Source organism: Vandammella animalimorsus (genome assembly GCF_002285265.1).
GTDB lineage: Bacteria > Pseudomonadota > Gammaproteobacteria > Burkholderiales > Burkholderiaceae_C > Lampropedia.
In genome coordinates, this window is record NZ_NSJB01000002.1 from 129106 (window position 1) to 148122 (window position 19017).

15 protein-coding genes are annotated in these 19017 nt (G+C 69.1%); 6 read left to right on the forward strand and 9 right to left on the reverse strand.

All coding sequences use genetic code 11. The annotated features are described in order from the left end of the window. Window positions 1-71 precede the first annotated feature (71 nt). Together CK625_RS05005 and CK625_RS05010 are read right to left on the reverse strand one after the other, a co-directional pair. Complete coding sequence (locus tag CK625_RS05005) at window positions 72-1376, reverse strand: YbfB/YjiJ family MFS transporter (RefSeq protein WP_095539206.1); 1305 nt, start codon at window positions 1374-1376, stop codon at window positions 72-74. A gap of 36 nt (window positions 1377-1412) precedes the next feature. After that, a complete protein-coding gene (locus tag CK625_RS05010; RefSeq protein WP_095539207.1) occupies window positions 1413-5075 on the reverse strand; it encodes an indolepyruvate ferredoxin oxidoreductase family protein in 3663 nt (1220 codons plus the stop codon). A gap of 254 nt (window positions 5076-5329) precedes the next feature. On the opposite strand from CK625_RS05010, the gene argB reads away from it, so the two are divergent. Together argB and CK625_RS05020 are read left to right on the forward strand one after the other, a co-directional pair. Beyond that, the gene (gene argB / locus CK625_RS05015) at window positions 5330-6220 is read left to right on the forward strand and encodes an acetylglutamate kinase (RefSeq protein ID WP_095539208.1); all 891 of its coding nucleotides are present in this window, start codon (window positions 5330-5332) and stop codon (window positions 6218-6220) included. An 84-nt stretch (window positions 6221-6304) separates the two neighbouring features. After that, entirely contained in the window at window positions 6305-6562 is a 258-nt protein-coding gene (locus tag CK625_RS05020) for a DUF2789 family protein (RefSeq protein WP_095539410.1), read from the forward strand. A 34-nt stretch (window positions 6563-6596) separates the two neighbouring features. Here the strand turns inward: CK625_RS05020 and CK625_RS05025 are convergent, their stop codons facing one another. From CK625_RS05025 to CK625_RS05035, 3 genes are read right to left on the reverse strand one after another with little or no spacing between them, the layout of a single operon-like run. After that, window positions 6597-8033: an efflux transporter outer membrane subunit gene (locus CK625_RS05025; protein WP_095539209.1), complete on the reverse strand. Its 1437-nt coding sequence runs from the start codon at window positions 8031-8033 to the stop codon at window positions 6597-6599. Between the two features lie 55 nt (window positions 8034-8088). Then, a complete protein-coding gene (locus CK625_RS05030) occupies window positions 8089-10125 on the reverse strand; it encodes a MacB family efflux pump subunit (RefSeq protein ID WP_238945528.1) in 2037 nt (678 codons plus the stop codon). A 14-nt stretch (window positions 10126-10139) separates the two neighbouring features. Then, complete coding sequence (locus CK625_RS05035) at window positions 10140-11339, reverse strand: efflux RND transporter periplasmic adaptor subunit (protein WP_095539412.1); 1200 nt, start codon at window positions 11337-11339, stop codon at window positions 10140-10142. Window positions 11340-11685: 346 nt separating this feature from the next. Between CK625_RS05035 and CK625_RS05040 the strand changes: the two genes are divergently transcribed. After that, complete coding sequence (locus tag CK625_RS05040; RefSeq protein WP_095539413.1) at window positions 11686-12183, forward strand: universal stress protein; 498 nt, start codon at window positions 11686-11688, stop codon at window positions 12181-12183. Between the two features lie 265 nt (window positions 12184-12448). Here CK625_RS05040 and CK625_RS05045 read toward each other — a convergent pair whose 3' ends face one another. Beyond that, a complete protein-coding gene (locus CK625_RS05045; protein ID WP_095539210.1) occupies window positions 12449-13390 on the reverse strand; it encodes a DUF808 domain-containing protein in 942 nt (313 codons plus the stop codon). 85 nt (window positions 13391-13475) lie between these two features. On the opposite strand from CK625_RS05045, the gene CK625_RS05050 reads away from it, so the two are divergent. Beyond that, window positions 13476-14039 carry a cob(I)yrinic acid a,c-diamide adenosyltransferase gene (locus tag CK625_RS05050; protein ID WP_095539211.1) on the forward strand — a complete coding sequence of 188 codons (564 nt, stop codon included), beginning with the start codon at window positions 13476-13478 and terminating at the stop codon, window positions 14037-14039. A gap of 46 nt (window positions 14040-14085) precedes the next feature. Here the strand turns inward: CK625_RS05050 and CK625_RS05055 are convergent, their stop codons facing one another. The 3 genes from CK625_RS05055 to metK form a co-directional block, all read right to left on the reverse strand. Continuing rightward, complete coding sequence (locus CK625_RS05055; protein WP_095539212.1) at window positions 14086-14505, reverse strand: hotdog fold thioesterase; 420 nt, start codon at window positions 14503-14505, stop codon at window positions 14086-14088. A 124-nt stretch (window positions 14506-14629) separates the two neighbouring features. Then, window positions 14630-15397: a DUF6683 family protein gene (locus CK625_RS05060; RefSeq protein ID WP_095539213.1), complete on the reverse strand. Its 768-nt coding sequence runs from the start codon at window positions 15395-15397 to the stop codon at window positions 14630-14632. Between the two features lie 431 nt (window positions 15398-15828). Beyond that, window positions 15829-17016 (reverse strand): methionine adenosyltransferase, encoded by a 1188-nt coding sequence (metK, locus tag CK625_RS05065; RefSeq protein WP_095539214.1) that lies wholly within the window; start codon window positions 17014-17016, stop codon window positions 15829-15831. 178 nt (window positions 17017-17194) lie between these two features. On the opposite strand from metK, the gene CK625_RS05070 reads away from it, so the two are divergent. Together CK625_RS05070 and CK625_RS05075 are read left to right on the forward strand one after the other, a co-directional pair. Beyond that, a complete protein-coding gene (locus tag CK625_RS05070; protein ID WP_095539215.1) occupies window positions 17195-18085 on the forward strand; it encodes a lysophospholipid acyltransferase family protein in 891 nt (296 codons plus the stop codon). Window positions 18086-18116: 31 nt separating this feature from the next. After that, on the forward strand, window positions 18117-19001 hold the full coding sequence (locus CK625_RS05075) for a lysophospholipid acyltransferase family protein (RefSeq protein WP_172424664.1): 885 nt from the start codon (window positions 18117-18119) through the stop codon (window positions 18999-19001). The last annotated feature ends 16 nt before the right edge of the window (window positions 19002-19017 follow it).

The following is a 19017-nucleotide window of genomic DNA, read 5'->3' on the forward strand; positions in this document are numbered from 1 at the left end:
GCATGGCAGGCGCATCATAAAGAAAATGGCGCGGGCCCAGCCCCTGCATACCCCAGCCCAAGCCGCAGCCGTCACCGTGGGGCATGCAGGCGGCGGCGCTCCAAGGCCAGCATCAGGCCGTACAGCAGTGCGCCGGCCAGCAGGCCGGCGGCGGCCACCCACAGCGCCAGGGCGAAGCCTTGCTGTTGCGATGCAGCGCCGTGCAGCAGCCGCACCACCAGCGGCGGGCCGGCGATTTGCCCCAGGCCGTACAGGGCCGTCAGGCTGCCCATGAAGGCCGTGGCCTGGGCCGGGCGCAGGCGACGCGCTTCCTGCATGCCAAACAGGGTGATGGCGGTAAAGGGCAGGCCCAGCAGCGCGCTGCCCAGCACGAAGCCCGTGGCGTTGGGCAGCAGCAGGGGCAGTACCACGCCGGCGGCCTGCAGCAGATGGCACAGCAGCAGCAGCCAGCGCCGATCCACCCGCGCCGGGATCAGGCCGGTGCTGGCCGCGCCCAGGGCCACGCAGGCGCCAAAGATGGGCCAGAACCAGGCAATCCAGCGCGAGCCGGGGATCACGCCTTGGGCGATGACGGGCAGGTAGGTGGCGGTGATGATGTAGCCAAAGCCGGCCAGGCCGTAGGCCAGCGCCAGCAGCAGGGGCTGGGCCGTCCACGCGGCGGGCTGGGCCGATGCGCTTGCCGGGGCCGATGGGGCTGTGGATGGGGCGGGCGTAACAGCAGGTGCAGGTGCTGAGGCGGCATCAGCGTCAGCGGCGCTGGCTGCGCGCTGCAAGGCCCCGCTGCGCCAGACCACGCGCAGCACCCAGGCGGCCATGGCCGCAGCCGCCAGGGCCTGCACGGCCCAGGTCAGCAGCGCCGGCCTGGCTTGCAGCGCCCAGGCCATCAGGCCCGAGGCCAGGATGCCGATGCCAGGCCCGCTGTAAACGATGCCGCCGAGCTGCCCGGCCCGGCGCATGGCCAGTTGCTCCAGGCACCAGCCGGAGGTGTGCACGAAGGCCACGGCCGAGGCCGCCCCGGCCAGCAGCCGCACGCCGGGCCAGAGCCAGGCCAGCGGCAGCGCCATGAGCAGCAGCAAGACGGCCGTGGCCGCCAGGCCCGCCAGCAGCAGCCAGGGGCCCCAGGCCCGCAGGCGCTGCGGCTGGCGCAGCAGCCAGGGCAAGGCCATGCAGGCCAGCGCGCCCAGCAGATAGCCCAGGTAGTTCAGGGTCGCCAGCCAGCTGCCCTGGCGCAGATCAATCAGGCCATCGCGCACCATCAGCGGCAGCATGGGGGTGAAGGCAAAGCGCCCCAGGCCCATGGCGATGGCCAGCGCCAACAGGCCGGCCAAGGCCACGGCCAGCGCGCCGGGGCGTGTGGCGGCGGTGTGTTCACTCATCGGTTCATCGGTTCATCGGTTCATCGGTTCATCGGTTCATGCGCGCAGGCGCTCTGGCTCTGCCGCTGCGCCCTGGGCCTGGGCGTCCCACTCGTGCCAGAGCTGCTGCCAGCGCTGGCGCGCCTTGTGCACGGCGGCGTGCTTGACGTGGCCGAAGCCGCGAATCTCCTCGGGCACGCTGGCGATCTGACGCGCCAGCGCCCAGCGCGGCGCATCGGCCGGCAGCCCTTGCAGGCCTTGGCGCAGGCGCTCAAGCATGGCGCGGTACTCCTCGATCAGCGCGCGCTCCATGCGGCGTTCCTCGGTCTTGCCGAAGATGTCCCAGACCGTGCCGCGCAACGCCTTGCCGCGCGCCAGCAGCGCCAGGGCCCAGTGCATCCAGGGGCCGAACTGGGTCTTGATGGGCTGGCCCTGGGCGTTCTTGCGCGCCAGCAGCGGCGGCGCCAGGTGGTATTGCAGGCGGTAGTCGCCTTCGAACTGGGCCTGCAGCTGGGCGCGGAACTGGCCGTCGGTGTACAGCCGCGCCACCTCGTATTCGTCCTTGTAGGCCATGAGCTTGAACAGGTTGCGCGCCACAGCCTCGGCCAGCGCCGTCTGGCCGGTGGCGGCCTCGACGTCCTGCATGTGCTGCACTTGCGCCGCGTAGCGCTGCGCATAGGCGGCATTCTGGTAGGCGATGAGGTGCTGCACGCGCAGCGCCACCAGGCTGGCCAGGTCTTCGGGGCCGGGCCTGGGCTGGCGCACCAGCTCGATGACTTGCGCCGGGGGCGCGGCCAGGGCCTGCATGGCCGCCGGATCGGCCGCGGCGCGGCGGCCCCACTCGAAGGCCTGCTGGTTTTTCTGCACCTGCACGCCGTTGAGCTCGATGGCGCGCAGCAGCGCCGCGCGCGACAGCGGGATGCGCCCTTGCTGCCAGGCAAAGCCCAGCAGCAGCGGGTTGGTGAAGATGCTGTCGCCCAGCAGGCGCGTGGCCAGGGCCTGGGCGTCGAGCGCGCCCAGGCCCTGCGGGCCCACGGCGCGCTGCAGCGCCGCCTCGGCCGAGGCGGCGGGAAAGCGCCAGTTCGGATCGTGCACGAACAGCGCGGTGGGCGTGCCGTGCAGGTTCAGCGCCACGTAGGTGCGGCCCTCTTGCATGGTGGCCAGGGTGGCGGCGCTGGTGGCGACGATGGCGTCGCAGCCGATGACCAGATCGGCCTTGGCGGCATCGACCTTGGTGCTGAACAGCGCCTCGGGCCGCGCGGCGATCTGGATGTGGCTCCAGGTCGAGCCGCCCTTTTGCGCCAGCCCGCCGGCATCCTGGGTGATGACGCCCTTGCCTTCCAGGTGCGCGGCCATGCCCAGCAGCTGGCCGATGGTGATGACGCCGGTGCCGCCCACGCCGGCCACGACGATGCCCCAGGCGCTCTCGATCTGGGGCAGCGCCGGCTCGGGCAGCGGTGGCAGATCCTCAGGCGCAGGCAGGGCCGGCCGGACTGCGCCAGCGGCGTTGGCAGCGGCGGCGGCAGCAGCGCCCGTGGCGCGCTTGAGCTGGCCGCCGTGCACCGTGACCATGCTGGGGCAAAAGCCCTTGAGGCAGGAGAAATCCTTGTTGCAGGTGCTTTGGTTGATGCGGCGCTTGCGCCCCAGCGGCGTGGCCAGCGGCTCGACCGAGAGGCAGTTCGACTGCAGCGAGCAATCGCCGCAGCCCTCGCAGACCAGCTCGTTGATGAACACGCGCTGCGGCGGCTCGGCCAGCTTGCCGCGCTTGCGGCGGCGGCGTTTTTCGGTGGCGCAGGTCTGGTCGTAGATCAGCACCGTCGTGCCCTTGACCTCGCGCAGCGCGCGCTGCACGGCATCGAGCTCGTCGCGGTGGTGCAGCTGCACGCCCGGCGCCAGCGGCGCGCCCTGGTACTTGGCCGGCTCGTCGGTGACGATGACCACCTGGGCCGCGCCCTCGGCGATGACGCTGGCCATGATCTGCAGCACCGAATGGCCCTCGGGGCGCTCGCCCACCTGCTGGCCGCCGGTCATGGCCACGGCGTCGTTGTAGAGGATTTTGTAGGTGATGTTCACCCCGGCGGCAATGCTCTGGCGGATGGCCAGCAGCCCGCTGTGAAAGTAGGTGCCATCGCCCAGGTTGGCAAAGACGTGCGCCTCGTTGGTGAAGGGCTGCTGGCCCACCCAGGTCACGCCCTCGCCGCCCATTTGCGTGAAGGTGGCCGTGCGCCGGTCGGGCATCCAGTTGGCCATGTAGTGGCAGCCGATGCCGGCCAGCGCGCGCGAGCCTTCGGGCACGCGGGTGCTGGTGTTGTGCGGGCAGCCGCTGCAAAACCAGGGGATGCGCTCGCCGGTCTTGACCTCCAGCGCCGCCAGCGCCTGCTCGCGCGCATCCAGCGCGGCCAGGCGCTGCTGCAGGTGCGCGCGCCAGTCCTCGGGCACGCCCAGCGCCAGCAGGCGCCGCGCAATGGCGCGCGCCACCAGCGCCGGGTTCAGGTCGGCATGGGCGCGCAGCAGCGTGCTGCGCGCCGGGTTGGGCTGGGCCCATTCGCCGCCCAGCTCGGCGCTGGCGTCCTCGCCGGCGTCGAACTTGCCCAGCACGCGCGGGCGCTGCGCCGCGCTCCAGTGGTAGAGCTGCTCCTTGAGCTGGTATTCGATGAGCTGGCGCTTTTCCTCGACCACCAGCACCTCCTGCAGGCCGCGCGCAAAATCCTGCGTGGCCTGCGGCTCCAGCGGCCAGACCACGCCCACCTTGTGCACGCGGATGCCCAGGCGCTGGCAGGCGGCCTCGTCCAGGCCCAGGTCCTGCAGCGCCTGGCGCGTGTCGTTGTAGGCCTTGCCGCTGGCGATCAGGCCAAAGCGGTCCTGCGCGCCGGCGATGACGTTGTGGTTCAGGCCGTTGGCGCGGATGTAGGCCAGCGCCGCATACCACTTGGTGTTCATGAGCCGCTCTTCCTGCGCCAGCGGCGCGTCGGGCCAGCGGATGTGCACGCCGCCGGGCGGCATCTCGAAATCGCCGGGCAGCGCAATCTGCACGCGCTGCGCGTCGATGCAGACCGAGGCCGAGGACTCGACCACCTCCTGGATGGTCTTCATGCCCGACCAGAGGCCGGCGTAGCGGCTCAGCGCCAGCGCGTGCAGGCCCATGTCCAGGATGTCCTGCACGCTGCTGGGGAAGAACACCGGCAGGCCGCAGGCCTTGAAGATGTGATCGCTCTGGTGCGCGGCGGTGGAGCTTTTGGCCACGTGGTCGTCGCCCGCCAGCGCCAGCACGCCGCCGTGGCGCGCCGTGCCGGCCATGTTGGCGTGCTTGAACACGTCCGAGCAGCGATCCACGCCCGGGCCCTTGCCGTACCAGATGCCGAATACGCCGTCGTACTTCTTGTGCTCGGGCTGCAAGTCCAGCTGCTGCGTGCCCCAGACGGCGGTGGCGGCCAATTCCTCATTGACGCCGGGCTGGAACACGATGTGCTGGCGCGCCAGGTGCGCGCGCGCGCCCTGCAGCGCCTGGTCGTAACCGCCCAGCGGGCTGCCACGGTAGCCGCTGATGAAACCGGCCGTGTTCAGCCCGGCGGCGGCATCGCGCGCGCGCTGCAGCATCGGCAGGCGCACCAGCGCCTGCACGCCGCTCATGAAGGCCGTGCCGTGCTCCAGCGTGTATTTGTCGTCGATGGAAACCTGCCGCAGCGCAGCCTGCAGCGCCGGGGAAATGGGGGCGTTCATCGTCGTATCTCCTGTTGGTATTGGGCCTGTCATCACCATCCTCGCGCCGCCCTCATCCCCAGGATCGGGCGCTGTTGGCGGCGATTGTGATGACAGGCCCTTGTTGTCGTGATCGCGGGCGCACAGTGTACGGGCCATGGCCCGCAGGCTTGATCCCTTGGGGCACAATGCGGGCAAGGTCTGCGCAGCCCGCTGCCGAGCTTTTCCATGGCGGGGCTGCGCTGCTTTGTGTTCACTTCCCCCCTCTTGCCACCATGACCGACGCCACCGCCATCGCCCCGCACGACAAGGCCCGCATCCTCGCGCAGGCCCTGCCCTACATCCGCAAGTTCCACGGCAAGACCATGGTCATCAAATACGGCGGCAACGCCATGACCGAGCCGCAGCTGCAGGCAGCCTTTGCCGAAGACGTGGTGCTGCTCAAGCTGGTGGGCATCAACCCCGTGGTGGTGCACGGCGGCGGCCCGCAGATCGAGTCGGCCCTCAAGCGCCTGGGCAAGACCGGCCATTTCATCCAGGGCATGCGCGTGACCGATGCCGAGACCATGGAAGTCGTCGAATGGGTGCTGGCCGGCGAGGTGCAGCAAGACATCGTCGGCCTGATCAACCAGGCCGGCGGCAAGGCCGTGGGCCTGACCGGGCGCGACGGCGCCTTCATCCGCGCGCAAAAGCTGCGCATGGCCGACCACAAGGACCCGAGCATCCTGCACGACGTGGGCCAGGTCGGCGAGATCCTCAGCATCGACCCCAGCGTGGTCAAGGCGCTGCAGGACGATGCCTTCATCCCCGTCATCAGCCCCATCGGCTACGGCGACCAGAACGAGAGCTACAACATCAACGCAGACCTGGTGGCCAGCAAGCTGGCCGAGGTGCTCAAGGCCGAGAAGCTGATGCTGCTGACCAATACGCCGGGCGTGCTCGACCAGCAAGGCAAGCTGCTGACCAATCTCTCGGCGCGCGAGATCGACGCGCTGTTTGCCGACGGCACCATCTCCGGCGGCATGCTGCCCAAGATCGCCGGCGCGCTCGATGCAGCCAAGAGCGGCGTGAACTCCGTGCACATCGTCGATGGCCGCGTGCCGCACGCCATGCTGCTGGAGATCCTCACCGACACGCCCTACGGCACCATGATCCGCGCCCATTGAGAGGCGCCCGAGCGAGCGCGGCCCGCGAACGCCAAACGCCGAGTAACTGGCGATCCCCACGCCACACAGAACCAGGAGCCCTTGATGCCCATCCACAGCCCCGAATTCATTGAGCGCTGCGCCAGCTTCAGCGATTTGTTCGAGCAGCTCGGCCTGCCCAGCTCCCCCGTGCAGATCGCCGACTTCATCACCGAGCACCACCCGCTGCCCGATGAGGTGCTGCTGGCCGATGCGCCGTTCTGGAGCACGGCGCAGGCGCAGTTCCTGCGAGAGCAAAAGCAGCTCGACGAGCCGCCCTGGGCGATCCTGATCGACCAATTGAGCGCCGCGCTGCGCGACTAGAGCGTGTTATGCACTTTGCGCTCCCCCGCCCCCATCAAGGCTCGCGCGGCGCGCCGCCCAGAGCCTTGTACAGCGTCAGCAGGTTATTGAGCTGGGCCTGGCGGTTGGCCGAGAGGGCCAGTTCGGCGCTGCGGCGCGCCTCTTGCGCGTCCAGCCAGACTTGCAGCGCCACCGCGCCGTTGCGGTAGCGCGCCTCGCTGAGCGACTCGACCTGCAGCGCCGCATCGCGCTGCTGCTGCAGCCAATGGCGCTGCTGCTGCAACTGCTGGCGCGCGGCCAGCGCGTCCTCCACCTCCTGCAGGGCCTGCAGCAAAGTCTTTTGGAAGCCCACGGCCGCAGCTTCATAGTTGGCGTGCGCCACCTCGCTGTTCAGGCGCATTTCGCGCTGGCGCAAAAACGGCAGCGCCAGGCTGGCGCCCAGCGTGCCCACCGGGTTGGACAGCCACTGGCCCAGCGACTGGGCGCTGCTGCCCAGACCGGCCGTCAGGCTGATGCTGGGGTAGTAGCTGGCGCGCAGCGCGTCGCCATCGGCCAGCGTGGCGCGCAGCCGGGCCTCGGCGGCCTGCACGTCAGGGCGGCGCGCCAGCACCTGGACCGGCAGCTGCAGCGGCAGCTCGGGCAGCTCGCCTGCGGGCAGGGCCTGGGGCTCGCCATCGGGCAGCAGCGCAGCCAGGGCATCGCCCGTGGGCGGCTGGCCCAGCAGCACGGCCAGCGCATGGCGCGTGCTGGCGCGCGCCTGCTGCAAGGCCGCCAGTGCGGCCTGCTGCGCGGCCACGCTGCGCGCGGCCTGCTGGCGCTCCAGGCCGGAGACGCCGCCAGCCTCATACTGCGCCTGCACCAGCGCCTGGGTGCGCCGGGCGTACTCCAGGCTGCGCGCGCTGCTGGCAATCTGCTCGTTCTGGTGCGCCAGCTGCCAGTACAGCGTGGCCACGCTGGCCACCAGCACCAGGGCCGTGCTGCGCCGATCCTGCTGCGTGGCGCTGTGGCGCCACTGCGCCGCATCGCGCTGGCTGGCCAGCTTGCCCCACCAATCCAGCTCATAGCTCAGGTTCAGGCCCAGGCTGTGGCTTTGGCCGCTGCGCGCGGCGTCGAAGTCGCGGCTGGCGCCGACTGAGGCGCTGGCGCCCAGGCTGGGGCGGGCCTTGTCCTGCGCCAGCCCCAGGGCCAGTTGGGCTTGGCGGATGTTCCAGGCCGCCAGCGCCATGTCGGGGCTGTGCTGCAGGGCCTGGGCAATCAAATGGTTGAGCTGCGCATCGCCCAGCGCTGTCCACCACTGTGCGGCCTGGGCCGGCTCGACCGCGGCATCAGCCGGCGCAGCTGCGCGCTGGCCGCTCCAGTTGCCAGGCACGGCCAGCGGCGGCGGGGTGTAGGCCGTTTGCAGATTGGCGCAGCCTGCCAGCGTCAGCGCCAGAGCGCAGGCCGCGCCCAGCACAGCGCGGCGGCGGCGGGGACGAGACAGGGGGAAGTTCATCACACACATGTCCTTGCGATTCACGTTGCGACTCCTTGCACAGTGTGAACAACCCCTAGTTGCGCGACAGCGCGTCGATGGGGTTGAGGCGCGCCGCGCTGCGCGCCGGCAGAAAGCCAAACACGATGCCGATCAGCGATGAGCAGGCAAAGGCCCAGACCATGGCCTGCACCGAGAAGACCAGCTGAAAGTCGCGGATCAAGCGCGCGAACAGCTCGCCAAAGGCCAGCGCGCAGCCAATGCCCAGCAGGCCGCCGAGCACGCACACCAGCACGGCCTCGATCAGGAATTGCTGCTGGATGTCGCTCTGGCGCGCGCCCACGGCCATGCGCACGCCGATCTCGCTGGTGCGCTCGGTGACCGAGACCAGCATGATGTTCATCACGCCGATGCCGCCCACCAGCAACGAGATCACGGCGATCGAGGCCACCAGCAAGGTCATGGTGCGCGTGGTGCTCTCGATGGTCTGGCGGATGGTGTCGGAGTTCATCAGGAAGAAGTCCTGGCGGCCGTGGCGCTGCGTGAGCAGTTGCGTGATGCCGGCCTCGGCCGCCTGCGAGGAGGCATCGTCGCGCACGCGCACGGTGATGGTGTTGACGTGGCTTTGCCCCGAGATGCGCCCCATGACCGTGGTGTAGGGCACGTAGACGGTGACGCTGCCCGAGTCCGGGTTGAAGCCCGCCGCCTGCGGCTGCAGCACGCCCACGATGCGCACCGGCACGCGGCCCAGCAGCAGCACCTGGCCGATGGGGTCGCGACCATCGGCAAAAAAAGTCTTGCGCGTGTTGTCGTCGATCACCGCCTCCTGCGTGCGCGCATGCACGGCCTCGCGCCCAAACCAGCGTCCGGCCGCCAGCCGCAAGCCGCGCACCTGGAAGAACTGCTCGCCCACGCCGCGCACCTGGCCGCTGGACTCGACGTTGCCATGGCGCACGGTGGCCGCGCTGTTGACGCTGGGCGTGACGCTGTCCACATAGCCTTGCTGCGCCAGCGCATCGGCATCGGCCGCCACCAGCGTGCGGATGCGGCTGGCCTGGCGATCGCCAAAGCCGCTGCCAGGGCGGATGTCGATGGTGTTGGTGCCGATGGAGGCGATGTTCTGCAGCACGGCGCGGCGCGAGCCCTCGCCCAGCGCCACCACCGAGACCACCGAGGCAATGCCGATGATGATGCCCAGCATGGTCAAAAAGGTGCGCAGCCGGTGCGCATTCATGGCCCGCAGTGCCATGTGCAGGGCTTCGCCCAGGCGGCCCAGCGCGGCCAGCGGCGCCGGGCGCGCTGCAGCGCGGGCCGTGGCAGGGGCAGCGGGGGCGGCCGCAGCTTCGCCCTCGCCCTCGCCCTGCCCCGCTGCGCCGCTGCGTTGCGGCGCATTGGGCCGGTCGCTGACGATTTGCCCGTCGTGGATTTCGATGATGCGCTGCGCGTGGCGCGCCACCTGCATGTCGTGCGTGACGATGATGATGGTGTGGCCCTCATCGTGCAGCTGCGCCAGGATGCGCATGACCTCCTCGCCCGAGGCCGAGTCCAGCGCGCCGGTGGGCTCGTCGGCCAGGATCACCTGGCCGCCATTCATCAGCGCCCGCGCAATGGACACGCGCTGCTGCTGCCCGCCCGAGAGCTTGCCCGGCGGGTGCGCCGTGCGCTGGCCCAGGCCCAGGCGTTCGAGCAGCTGGTGCGCGCGCGCCTGGCGCTGCGCCGCCGGGGCGCCGGCGTAAATGGCCGGCACCTGCACGTTGTCCAGCGCGTTCAAATCGCCCAGCAGGTGGTAGCGCTGGAAGATGAAGCCGAAGTATTCGCGCCGCAGCTGCGCCAGCGCATCGGCATCGAGCTGCGCCGTCTCGCGCCCGTTGATGCGGTACACGCCGCGCGTGGGCTGGTCCAGGCAGCCCAGGATGTTCATCAGCGTGGACTTGCCCGAGCCGGACTGGCCGACGATGGCCACCATCTCCCCGGCGCGGATGTCCAGGTCGATGTCCTTGAGCACGGCGATCGTGCCCTCCCCGGCGGGGAATTCGCGCCGCAGCTGGCGCAGTTGCAGCAAGGGCGCGCCGGCGCTGGGCGCGGCCTGGGGGCGCGGGTTGGCAGCGTGCACCGGGCCAGCCCTCCTCACAGGCGCATGCCGCGCGGGCCGCTGGGGCGCATGGCCGCCGAGGGGCCCGAGGCATCGGCCACCACCACGCGCTCGCCCTCCTGCAGGCCGGCGGTGATCTCGGCCGTGATCTGGTTGTTCAGCCCGACCTGCACGCGCCGCGGGCTGCTTTTGCCATCGGCGCCGACCACGCGCACCGCATAGCTGCCATCGGCCGCGCGCTCGCCCAGCGCCGCAGCCGGCACGGTCAGCACGTCCTGCACCGCCGCCTGCACGATGTAGACCTGCGCCGTCATGGCAATGCGCAGGCGGTGCTCGGGGTTGGGCACGTCAAACAGGCCGTTGTAGTAGATGGCCGCCGTCGTGCTGGCATTGCTGGCGCTGGCGGCGGTGCTGGCGCTGCTGATCGACTCGGGCGCGGGCTCGACGGTGCGCAGCGTGGCCTCGTAGCGGCGGTCGGGCTCGCCCAGGATGGTGAAGTACACCGGCTGGCCGGGCCGCACGCGCGTGACGTCGGCCTCGGAAATCTCGGCCTTGATGGTCATGGTGTCCAGCTGCGCGAGCACGACGATGGTCGGCGCCGACTGGTTGGCGTTGACGGTCTGCCCCTCCTTGGTGACGATGGCCACGACCTGGCCATCCATGGGCGCGACGATGCGGGTGTAGCCCAGGTTCAGCCGCGCGGTGTCGGCGCTGATCTCGGCCTGGGCCACGCGCGCCTTTTGCGACTCGATGTTGGCCTGCGCCACTTTGTAGGCCAGCTCGGCCGCTTCCAGGTCGGCGTGCGAATTGGCATCGGCCGCGCGCAGGCGGCGCTGGCGCTCGTAGGTGGACTTGGCCTGCACCAGCGTGGCGCGCTGCGCGGCCAGATCGGCGCGCGCCGTGGTCAGGGCCGCCTCGGCATTGCGCAAGGCGTTTTGCTGCGTCAGCGAGTCGATCTCGGCAATCAACTCACCGGCCTTGACGTTCTGCCCCAGCTGCACCGCCAGGTGCTTGACCTGGCCAGAGACCTGCGCGCCCACATTCACCTGCTGCAAGGCTTCGAGCTTGCCCGAGGCCAGCACCGTCTGCTCGATGCTGCCGCGCGCCACCGCCGCGGTGACGTACTGCGGGGCGGCGCTGGCCGCCAGCCGCTGCTGGCGCACGGCCCAGCCCAGCCCTACCAGTAGTAGCAGCATCAGCAGCCACAGCCACCAGCGCCTGTTCTTTTTTTGCATGGTCGTGGTTTCAATCGTGGCAGCGGCGGCCGTGCAGGCGCAGCCGCCGCTGTGTTCTTGGACGTTTTGGGGATTTTTGCTGCTTGCCCTGCGCAGCGGCGCCATTGTGGCGCGCCCACGGCGCACGGCATTTGAGCGCCGGGTAAACCGCAGGTAAAGCGCCCAGGGCGGCTCGGCCCTGCGCGAGAGACTTGTTCAGCGTTGCCCTAACCCCAATGCCGCCCTTGGTCAAAGCGCCACACCATGCCGCGCGCCATTACCATGCCGCAGGCCGGCGCGCCCGTCCGAAGATCCAGGCCAGTGCAGCCTTTTCCATCAACGATTTGTGGAGACCACCGCCATGTCCCTGTACCCCCACATCATGGTGCCCATCGACGGCACGGACACATCGCTGTGCGCCATAGCCCACGCCAAGGCCATTGCCAAGGCCTTCGGCAGCACGGTGCTGGTGCTGTACGTGGTGGACCCTTACCCATTCACCGGCATCGGCACGGATCTGGCCTATGGCCAGGCGCAGTACGTGGCCGAATCCAGCGAGCAAGGCCAGCAGGCCCTGCAGCAGGCGCGCGCCGAACTCGAAGCCGAAGGCCTGGCCGTGCAGACCCTGTCGCTGGAAGGCTCGATCGTGCAAAACACCATCTCCGATGTCGTCAAGGAGCGCGGCATCTCGCTGATCATCATGGCCTCGCACGGGCGCTCCGGGCTGGAGAAATTCCTGCTGGGCAGCACCACCGACCGCGTGCTCGGCTCGGTGCAAGTGCCGGTGATGGTGGTGCGCAAGAGCGCCGATGAGCCAACCGCCCCAGCCAGCGAGGCAGCGCCCGTGCCCATGCCGCCTTGTTAGGAACTTCCCCCCCGCGAGAGCGCAAAGTGCACAACATGCTCTGCTCACCCCGGCAACCGCGCCGGGGCGTTGAGCGGACTTTCAAGGCCATCCCTGTCAAGGTCTGGGCGCGCTGCCCAAATTGCAGGCAGCCCAGCCCCCGCCATAGGGCCATCCCAAAACCGCCGACATCTTGTCCACAGCCTTATCCCCGGTCGATGGGGATGAACTGCAGGCCATTGTCCGGCGCAAGCCAGGCGCAGCCGCCAAGCCTTTGAGCCGGCGCTCAGCGCCCGCGGCCCAGCAGGCGCTTGACGCCCATCACCACCGCCACGATCAGCAGGCCGGCCACCAGGCCCACCAGGCCATTGCCCAGGGTGTTGACCCACAGGCTTTCGGGGTTGCCCGTCCACTGCTGCGCCAGGCGCTCGATGGCGTGGTGCACAGACTTCAGGCCATGCACGAGAATGCCGCCGCCGACCAGGAACATGGCCGCCATGCCGACGGCGGAGAGGGTTTTCATCAGCCAGGGCGCGGCCCAGAGAATGGCCTTGCCCAGCGCCTGGCGCCAGGCTTGGCGCCGGCTGGCCAGCCACAGCCCCAGGTCATCGAGCTTGACGATGCCCGCCACCAGCCCATAGACCAGCACCGTCATGGCCAGCGCCAGCACCGACAGCACCAGGGCCTGCTCGGCAAAGGCCCGGCCTTCGACCACGCCCAGCACGATGGCCACGATCTCGGCCGAGAGAATGAAATCCGTGCGGATCGCGCCCTTGATCTTGGCCGCCTCGTCCAAGGGCGGCTCGGCTTGACCCTGGGCATGCGCGTCGGCGTCGCGGTGCAGCCAGCGGTGCAGGATTTTCTCCGCCCCCTCGAAACACAGAAAAGCGCCGCCGAGCATCAGCAGCGGCGTGATCAGCTGCGGCAAAAAGGCGCTGATGAGCAGCGCCGCCGGCACCAGAATCAGCTTGTTGATCAGCGAGCCCTTGGCCACGGCCCAGACCACTGGCAGCTCGCGCTCGGAGGCCACGCCCGTGACCTGCTGTGCATTCAGCGCCAGATCGTCGCCCAGCACGCCGGCGGACTTCTGCGCCGCCACCTTGGTGAGCACGGCCACGTCATCGGCCATGGCCGCGCCCTTGCGCGCCGCCACCTTGGTCATCACAGCCACGTCGTCCAGCACCGTGGCAATGTCGTCGAGCAAGGCCAGCAATCCCGCAAACGCCATGAAACCCCTCCCCAAAAGCCCGCGCGCATTGGCGCAGGCGGCGTGAAAAACCCGTTATGGTAGCGGTTTGATCAGGAGAGAGCGCATGGGCAACCGATTGAGCACCATCACCACCCGCACCGGCGACGACGGCAGCACCGGCCTGGGCGACAACACCCGCCTGTCCAAGGCCAGCGCGCGCATCCATGCCATTGGCGAGGTGGACGAGCTCAACTGCCACATCGGCCTGCTGCTGTGTGAGGAGCTACCCGACGACGTGCGCCAGCTGCTGCAGGCCGTGCAGCATCAGCTGTTCAATCTGGGCGGTGAGCTGTCCATGCCGGGCTACCAGCTGCTGCAGGACGAGGCGCTGGCCGCGCTGGATGCGGCCTTGCCGCAGTACAACGCCCAGCTGCCGCGCCTGAAGGAATTCATCCTGCCAGCAGGCAGCCGCGCTGCTGCCCAGGCCCATGTATGCCGCACCGTGGCGCGCCGCGCCGAACGCGCCGTGGTGGCGCTGGAAGCAGGCGGCGAGACGCTCAACCCCGGCCCGCGGCGCTATCTGAACCGGCTCTCCGATCTGCTGTTCGTGCTGGCTCGCCACCTCAACCACAACCATGGCGCGGGCGAGGTGTATTGGCAAAGCCAGCGCCTGCAACAGCAGTCCTGAAGAACGGTCTGCACGAATCGCAGCGCCTGGCGCTGCGATGCCAAGCTCAGCGATTCAGGATCGCCATGGTCAGGCGTGAGATGCAGGCCATCTTGCCGGCCTCATCGACGATCTCGATGTGCCAGACGTGGGTGCTGCGGCCAATGTGGATGGGTCGCGCCGTGCCGGTGACCCAGCCCGAGGTGACGGCCCGCAGGTGGTTGGCATTGATCTCCAGCCCCACCACGTTGCAGCCCTCGGGCGAGGCGTAGTAAGCGGCCTGCGAGCCCAGGGTCTCAGCCAGCACCACGCTGCAGCCGCCATGCAGCAGGCCAAAGGGCTGCTTGGTGCGCTCGTCCACGGGCATGCGCGCCTGGATGAAGTCATCGCCCAGCGCCAGCACCTCGATGCCCAGATGGGACACGGCCGTATGGGCGGCGGATTGGTTGAGCAGTTCGACGGAGATGGGCTTTTTCCAGATCGGCATGGCACAGGGTCAGGGCGGGCAAAAAACGGGGCGATTCTAGGGCCTGGCTAAGGCCTGTGATGCGTCTTGCGCCCCGCGCGCAGCCGCCCGCCTGACCGCGCCGTGCGCTTTCATGGCGCTGGCTTCATGGCTGCGTGACAAAGCCCTGATCGCTCAATTTCATCTGCTCGACATCGAGGCCAAAGCTTTTGAGCGCCTGGCGCGCATCGTCGCTCACGGCCTGGACGGAGTAGCCCTGCGCGCCCTGCTTGGCCTGCTCGTAGCCGTGCTGGGCCAGGGTGGCAAACCAGTACAGCGCCTCGGCCACGCGCTGTTTTTGCGCATCGTTCATGCTCTGGATGTCGGCCACGCCTGCCATGCGCTGCTGGATTTGCCGGTGCACGGCGGCGTTTTGCGCATCCGTGGTGTTGGCGCCCTGCACGATGCCGTAGTGCACCATCAGCCAGGTGGTCAGCGCGGTGCCCAGGTCGTGCATGGCGTAGCCCTGCTTTTTCAGCTCGGGCTCCAGCAAGGCCACCAGGTCGATCTTGCCGAAGGCGTCGCGCAGCGCCTGCTCGCCCTGCGCATCCAGTGCGCCACGGCTTTTGCCCAGATTCACCAAATGGCCGATGACCTCATCGCGCACCTGCGCGCTCAATGCCGGCGTGTAGGTGTAGCCCGTGTTGCTGGCCGGTGCCGCCGCCGGCGGGGGCGTGGGCGACGAGAGCGCGCCGCCCACGGCGCGCAAGGCGTCCTGCGCAGCGGCGTCGAATACGCCCGCAAAGCCCCAGCTGGCGGCGGGCTGGGCCAGCCCCACGGCCAGCGCCAGCGCGCCCAGGGCGCGGCGCTTGTTGGCCCAGAAAGAGCGCGCCTGAACGGCCAGGCGCCCCCACGTCGTGCATTGGATCGGCATCAATCAATCTCCCTTGGTGCGGCATGGCGTTGCAATGGTTTGTCCCGAGGCTGCCGCCGCCATGCCCTGGCGCCCCCGGCCCCCGGAAGCCGGGGCCTGCGCAGTATAGGGACGGCGGCCGGCGTCGCCGAAGCGGGCCATGCTTCCAAATGCAACGCGGCCACGGCCGCCTGGCCTTGCCCGGCCCCTGCGCCGCCCCTGGCAGGCACAGGCGCAGCCGCGCCGCAGCAAGAGGGCCGCGCCATGCCCGCCTACAACGCCCCGGCATCGCACTGCGCCAATGCCTGACCAGCAGGCGCGCAACATTTGCTTTCACTTGAACGCTTGAGCGCCTGCGCTGCCATAGCCACGAAAAAGAGCACAGCGCGCATGGACGCCGTGCTCCTGATCAAGTTTGGGCTCAGAGGCCTTGTTCTTCGGTGTGCGCCCGATCAGTCTTTCAGGCCAGCGGCGGCGCGCAGGGCCTGGGCCTTGTCGGTGGCCTCCCAGGTGAACTCCGGCTCGTCGCGGCCGAAGTGGCCGTAGGCGGCGGTTTTCTCGTAGATGGGGCGGCGCAAATCGAGCATTTCGATGATGCCGCGCGGGCGCAGGTCGAAGTGCTCTTGCACCAGACGGGCGATTTGCTCGTCCGGGATCACGCCCGTGCCTTCGGTGTAGACCGTGACGTTGATGGGCTTGGCCACGCCGATGGCGTAAGACACCTGGATTTGCGCCTGGCGCGCCAGCCCGGCGGCAACGATGTTCTTGGCCACGTAGCGCGCGGCGTAGGCGGCAGAGCGGTCCACCTTGGTGGGGTCCTTGCCGCTGAAGGCGCCGCCGCCGTGCGGGCAGGCGCCGCCGTAGGTATCGACGATGATCTTGCGACCCGTCAGCCCGCAATCGCCCTGCGGCCCGCCGATGACAAAGCGGCCCGTGGGGTTGACCAGGTATTTCGTGTCCTTGAGCCACTCCTTGGGCAGCACGGGCTTGATGATTTCCTCGATCACGGCCTCGATGAAGCTGTCCTTGAGCTTGGTGGCCGTCTCGCTCTGGTCGGGGCTGTGCTGGGTGGAGAGCACCACGGTGTCGATGCTGTGGGGCTTGCCGTCCACATAGCGCATGGTCACCTGGCTCTTGGCGTCGGGGCGCAAGAAGGGCAGGCGGCCATCGCGGCGCAGCTGGCTTTGGCGCTCGACCAGGCGGTGCGCGTAGTAGATGGGCGCGGGCATAAGCTCGGGCGTTTCATCGCAGGCGTAGCCAAACATCAGGCCCTGGTCGCCCGCGCCGATGTTGAGTTCGTCGTCGCTGGCCTTGTCCACACCCTGGGCGATTTCCTGGCTTTGCTTGTCGTAGGCCACCAGCACGGCGCAGCCTTTGTAGTCGATGCCGTACTCGGTGTTGTCGTAGCCGATGCGCTTGATGGTGTCGCGCGCGATCTGGATGTAATCGACGCTGGCGCCGGAGGTGATTTCGCCGGCCAGCACCACCAGGCCGGTGTTGGTCAGCGTCTCGGCGGCCACGCGGCTCATGGGATCCTGGGCGAGCAGCGCATCTAAAATAGCGTCCGAAATCTGGTCGGCGACCTTATCGGGATGGCCTTCAGAGACCGATTCCGAAGTAAACAGAAAATCGTTGGCCATAAAAAAACTCCTTTCGTTGGCAGTGGTTCTGATAGGCGTTTGCCTGAAACCACCCTCGGCAAAGGAGTCCGGGCGAACGCTTTAGCAGCATTGTTTTCAGTCGCCCTGCAAGTTGCTCTTTAACTCAGCGACCGATCCCAAAAAGGGATCCAAGCAGGCGATTGTAGCCCCGTCTTTCATGTTCTTTCTCCTGCGCACGCTCTCCTGGCTGCCCGCCCGCCTTTTGCAGGCCCTGGGCTGGCTGCTGGGCTGGCTGGTCTTTCTGGCTTCGCCAACGTACCGGCGGCGTTTCATCGACAACGCCGCGCAGGCTGGCTACCGCTTCGCCCAGGTGCGCGCCGCCGTCGGCCATGCCGGGCGCATGGTGGCCGAGCTGCCCAAGGTCTGGCACGGCCCGCCTGTGCCCGTGGCCCTCGATGCGCAGGCCCAGCGCCTGCTCGACGAGATCTGGCCCATGCCGCAGGGCGTGTTGTTCATCACCCCACACATGGGCTGCTTCGAGCTGTCCTCACAGACCGTGGCGCAATACTGGGCGCAGCGCTGGGGCACGGCGCGCGGGCCGCTGACGGTGCTGTACCGCCCGGCGCGCCAGGCCTTTCTGGCGCGCATGCTGCAGACCGTGCGCAATCGCCACGGCCAGCAGGCCGTGCCCACCGACATGAGTGGCGTGCGCGCGCTGCTGCGCCGCCTGCGCCAGGGCGGTGCCGTCGGCCTGCTGCCCGATCAGGTGCCGCCCTGGGGCATGGGCGAATGGGCCGATGTGTTCGGCAAGCCGGCCTACACCATGACCATGGCCGCGCGCCTGATCCAGCAGACCAGGCCCATCGTGGTCATCGCGCGTTGCGAGCGCCTGCCCTGGGGCGCAGGCTACCGCCTGTACCTGGAGCCGCTGGATTTGGACGCCAGCGCCAGCCAGGCCGCGCTGGTGCAGCAGATCAACCGCGCCGTCGAGGCGCAGATCCGCGCCTGCCCCGAGCAGTACATGTGGGGCTATGCCCGCTACAAGGCCCCGCGCGGCATGCCCGCCGATGCCGTGCAGCCCCAATCGCTGGAGGATTTGCAAGCGTGAGCGCCCGCCCATCTCGCCAGGGGCTGTGCTGATGCGCTGGCTCCATGCCTTGAGCGGCCATGCCGTCATCGCCCTGATGCACGTGCTCTCGCGCCTGCCCCTGCCGGTGCTGCGCGCCATGGGCCATGGCCTGGGCCGCATGCTGTACTGGCTGGCCAGGCCGCGCCGCCGGGTGACGCTGACCAATCTGCGGCTGTGCTTTCCCGAGCAAAGCGAAGCCACCCGGCGCCAGTGGGCCAAGGAGTGCTTCGTGTACTTCTGCCAGACTTGGCTGGACCGCAGCTGGCTGTGGCTGGCCCCGCCCGAGCGGCTGCGCCAGCGCATCCGGCTCGTGGGCGCCGTGCACGAGCTGGACGACCCGCGCCCGCTGATCCTGCTGGCGCCACACTTCTATGGCCTGGATGCGGCGGGCATGGCCGTCGCGCTGGGTAGTACCCGGCTGGCCGCCAGCATCTACACCAAGCAGCCCAATGCCGTGCTCGATGCCTGGATCAAGCAGCGCCGCGCCCGCTTCGGCCAGGTGCTGCTGCTCAACCGCGCGCAAGGGCTGCGCCCCATCGTGCAAACCCTGCGCCAGGGCGGCTGCCTGTTTTTGCTGCCGGACATGAACTTCGGCCCGCGCGAATCCATTTTTGTGCCCTTTTTCGGTGTGCCTGCGGCCACCGTGGCCTCGCTGTCGCGCTTTGCCCGCATCGGGCAATCGCGCGTTGTGCCGCTGCTGGCGCGCGTCACCCCCGGCGGCTATGAGATCGAGATGCTGCCGCACTGGCAGGACTTCCCGACCGATGACGCCGTGGCCGACACCGTGCGCATGAACCGCGAGGTCGAGGCCTGGATACGCACCATGCCCTCGCAGTACTTCTGGGTGCACAAGCGCTTCAAGTCGCGGCCGCCGGGCGAGCCGCCGATCTATTGAATGGAATGCAGGCGCG

Bases quoted from the DNA above. Each gene is read 5' to 3' on its own strand.
- CK625_RS05050 (WP_095539211.1), top strand. From the start codon at position 13,476: ATGGGCAACCGATTGAGCACCATCACCACCCGCACCGGCGACGACGGC.
- CK625_RS05020 (WP_095539410.1), top strand. From the start codon at position 6,305: ATGCCCATCCACAGCCCCGAATTCATTGAGCGCTGCGCCAGCTTCAGC.
- CK625_RS05060 (WP_095539213.1), bottom strand. From the start codon at position 15,397: ATGCCGATCCAATGCACGACGTGGGGGCGCCTGGCCGTTCAGGCGCGC.
- CK625_RS05025 (WP_095539209.1), bottom strand. From the start codon at position 8,033: ATGAACTTCCCCCTGTCTCGTCCCCGCCGCCGCCGCGCTGTGCTGGGC.
- CK625_RS05045 (WP_095539210.1), bottom strand. From the start codon at position 13,390: ATGGCGTTTGCGGGATTGCTGGCCTTGCTCGACGACATTGCCACGGTG.
- metK (WP_095539214.1), bottom strand. From the start codon at position 17,016: ATGGCCAACGATTTTCTGTTTACTTCGGAATCGGTCTCTGAAGGCCAT.
- CK625_RS05075 (WP_172424664.1), top strand. From the start codon at position 18,117: ATGCGCTGGCTCCATGCCTTGAGCGGCCATGCCGTCATCGCCCTGATG.
- CK625_RS05035 (WP_095539412.1), bottom strand. From the start codon at position 11,339: ATGCAAAAAAAGAACAGGCGCTGGTGGCTGTGGCTGCTGATGCTGCTA.
- CK625_RS05055 (WP_095539212.1), bottom strand. From the start codon at position 14,505: ATGCCGATCTGGAAAAAGCCCATCTCCGTCGAACTGCTCAACCAATCC.
- CK625_RS05010 (WP_095539207.1), bottom strand. From the start codon at position 5,075: ATGAACGCCCCCATTTCCCCGGCGCTGCAGGCTGCGCTGCGGCAGGTT.
- CK625_RS05070 (WP_095539215.1), top strand. From the start codon at position 17,195: ATGTTCTTTCTCCTGCGCACGCTCTCCTGGCTGCCCGCCCGCCTTTTG.
- argB (WP_095539208.1), top strand. From the start codon at position 5,330: ATGACCGACGCCACCGCCATCGCCCCGCACGACAAGGCCCGCATCCTC.
- CK625_RS05005 (WP_095539206.1), bottom strand. From the start codon at position 1,376: ATGAGTGAACACACCGCCGCCACACGCCCCGGCGCGCTGGCCGTGGCC.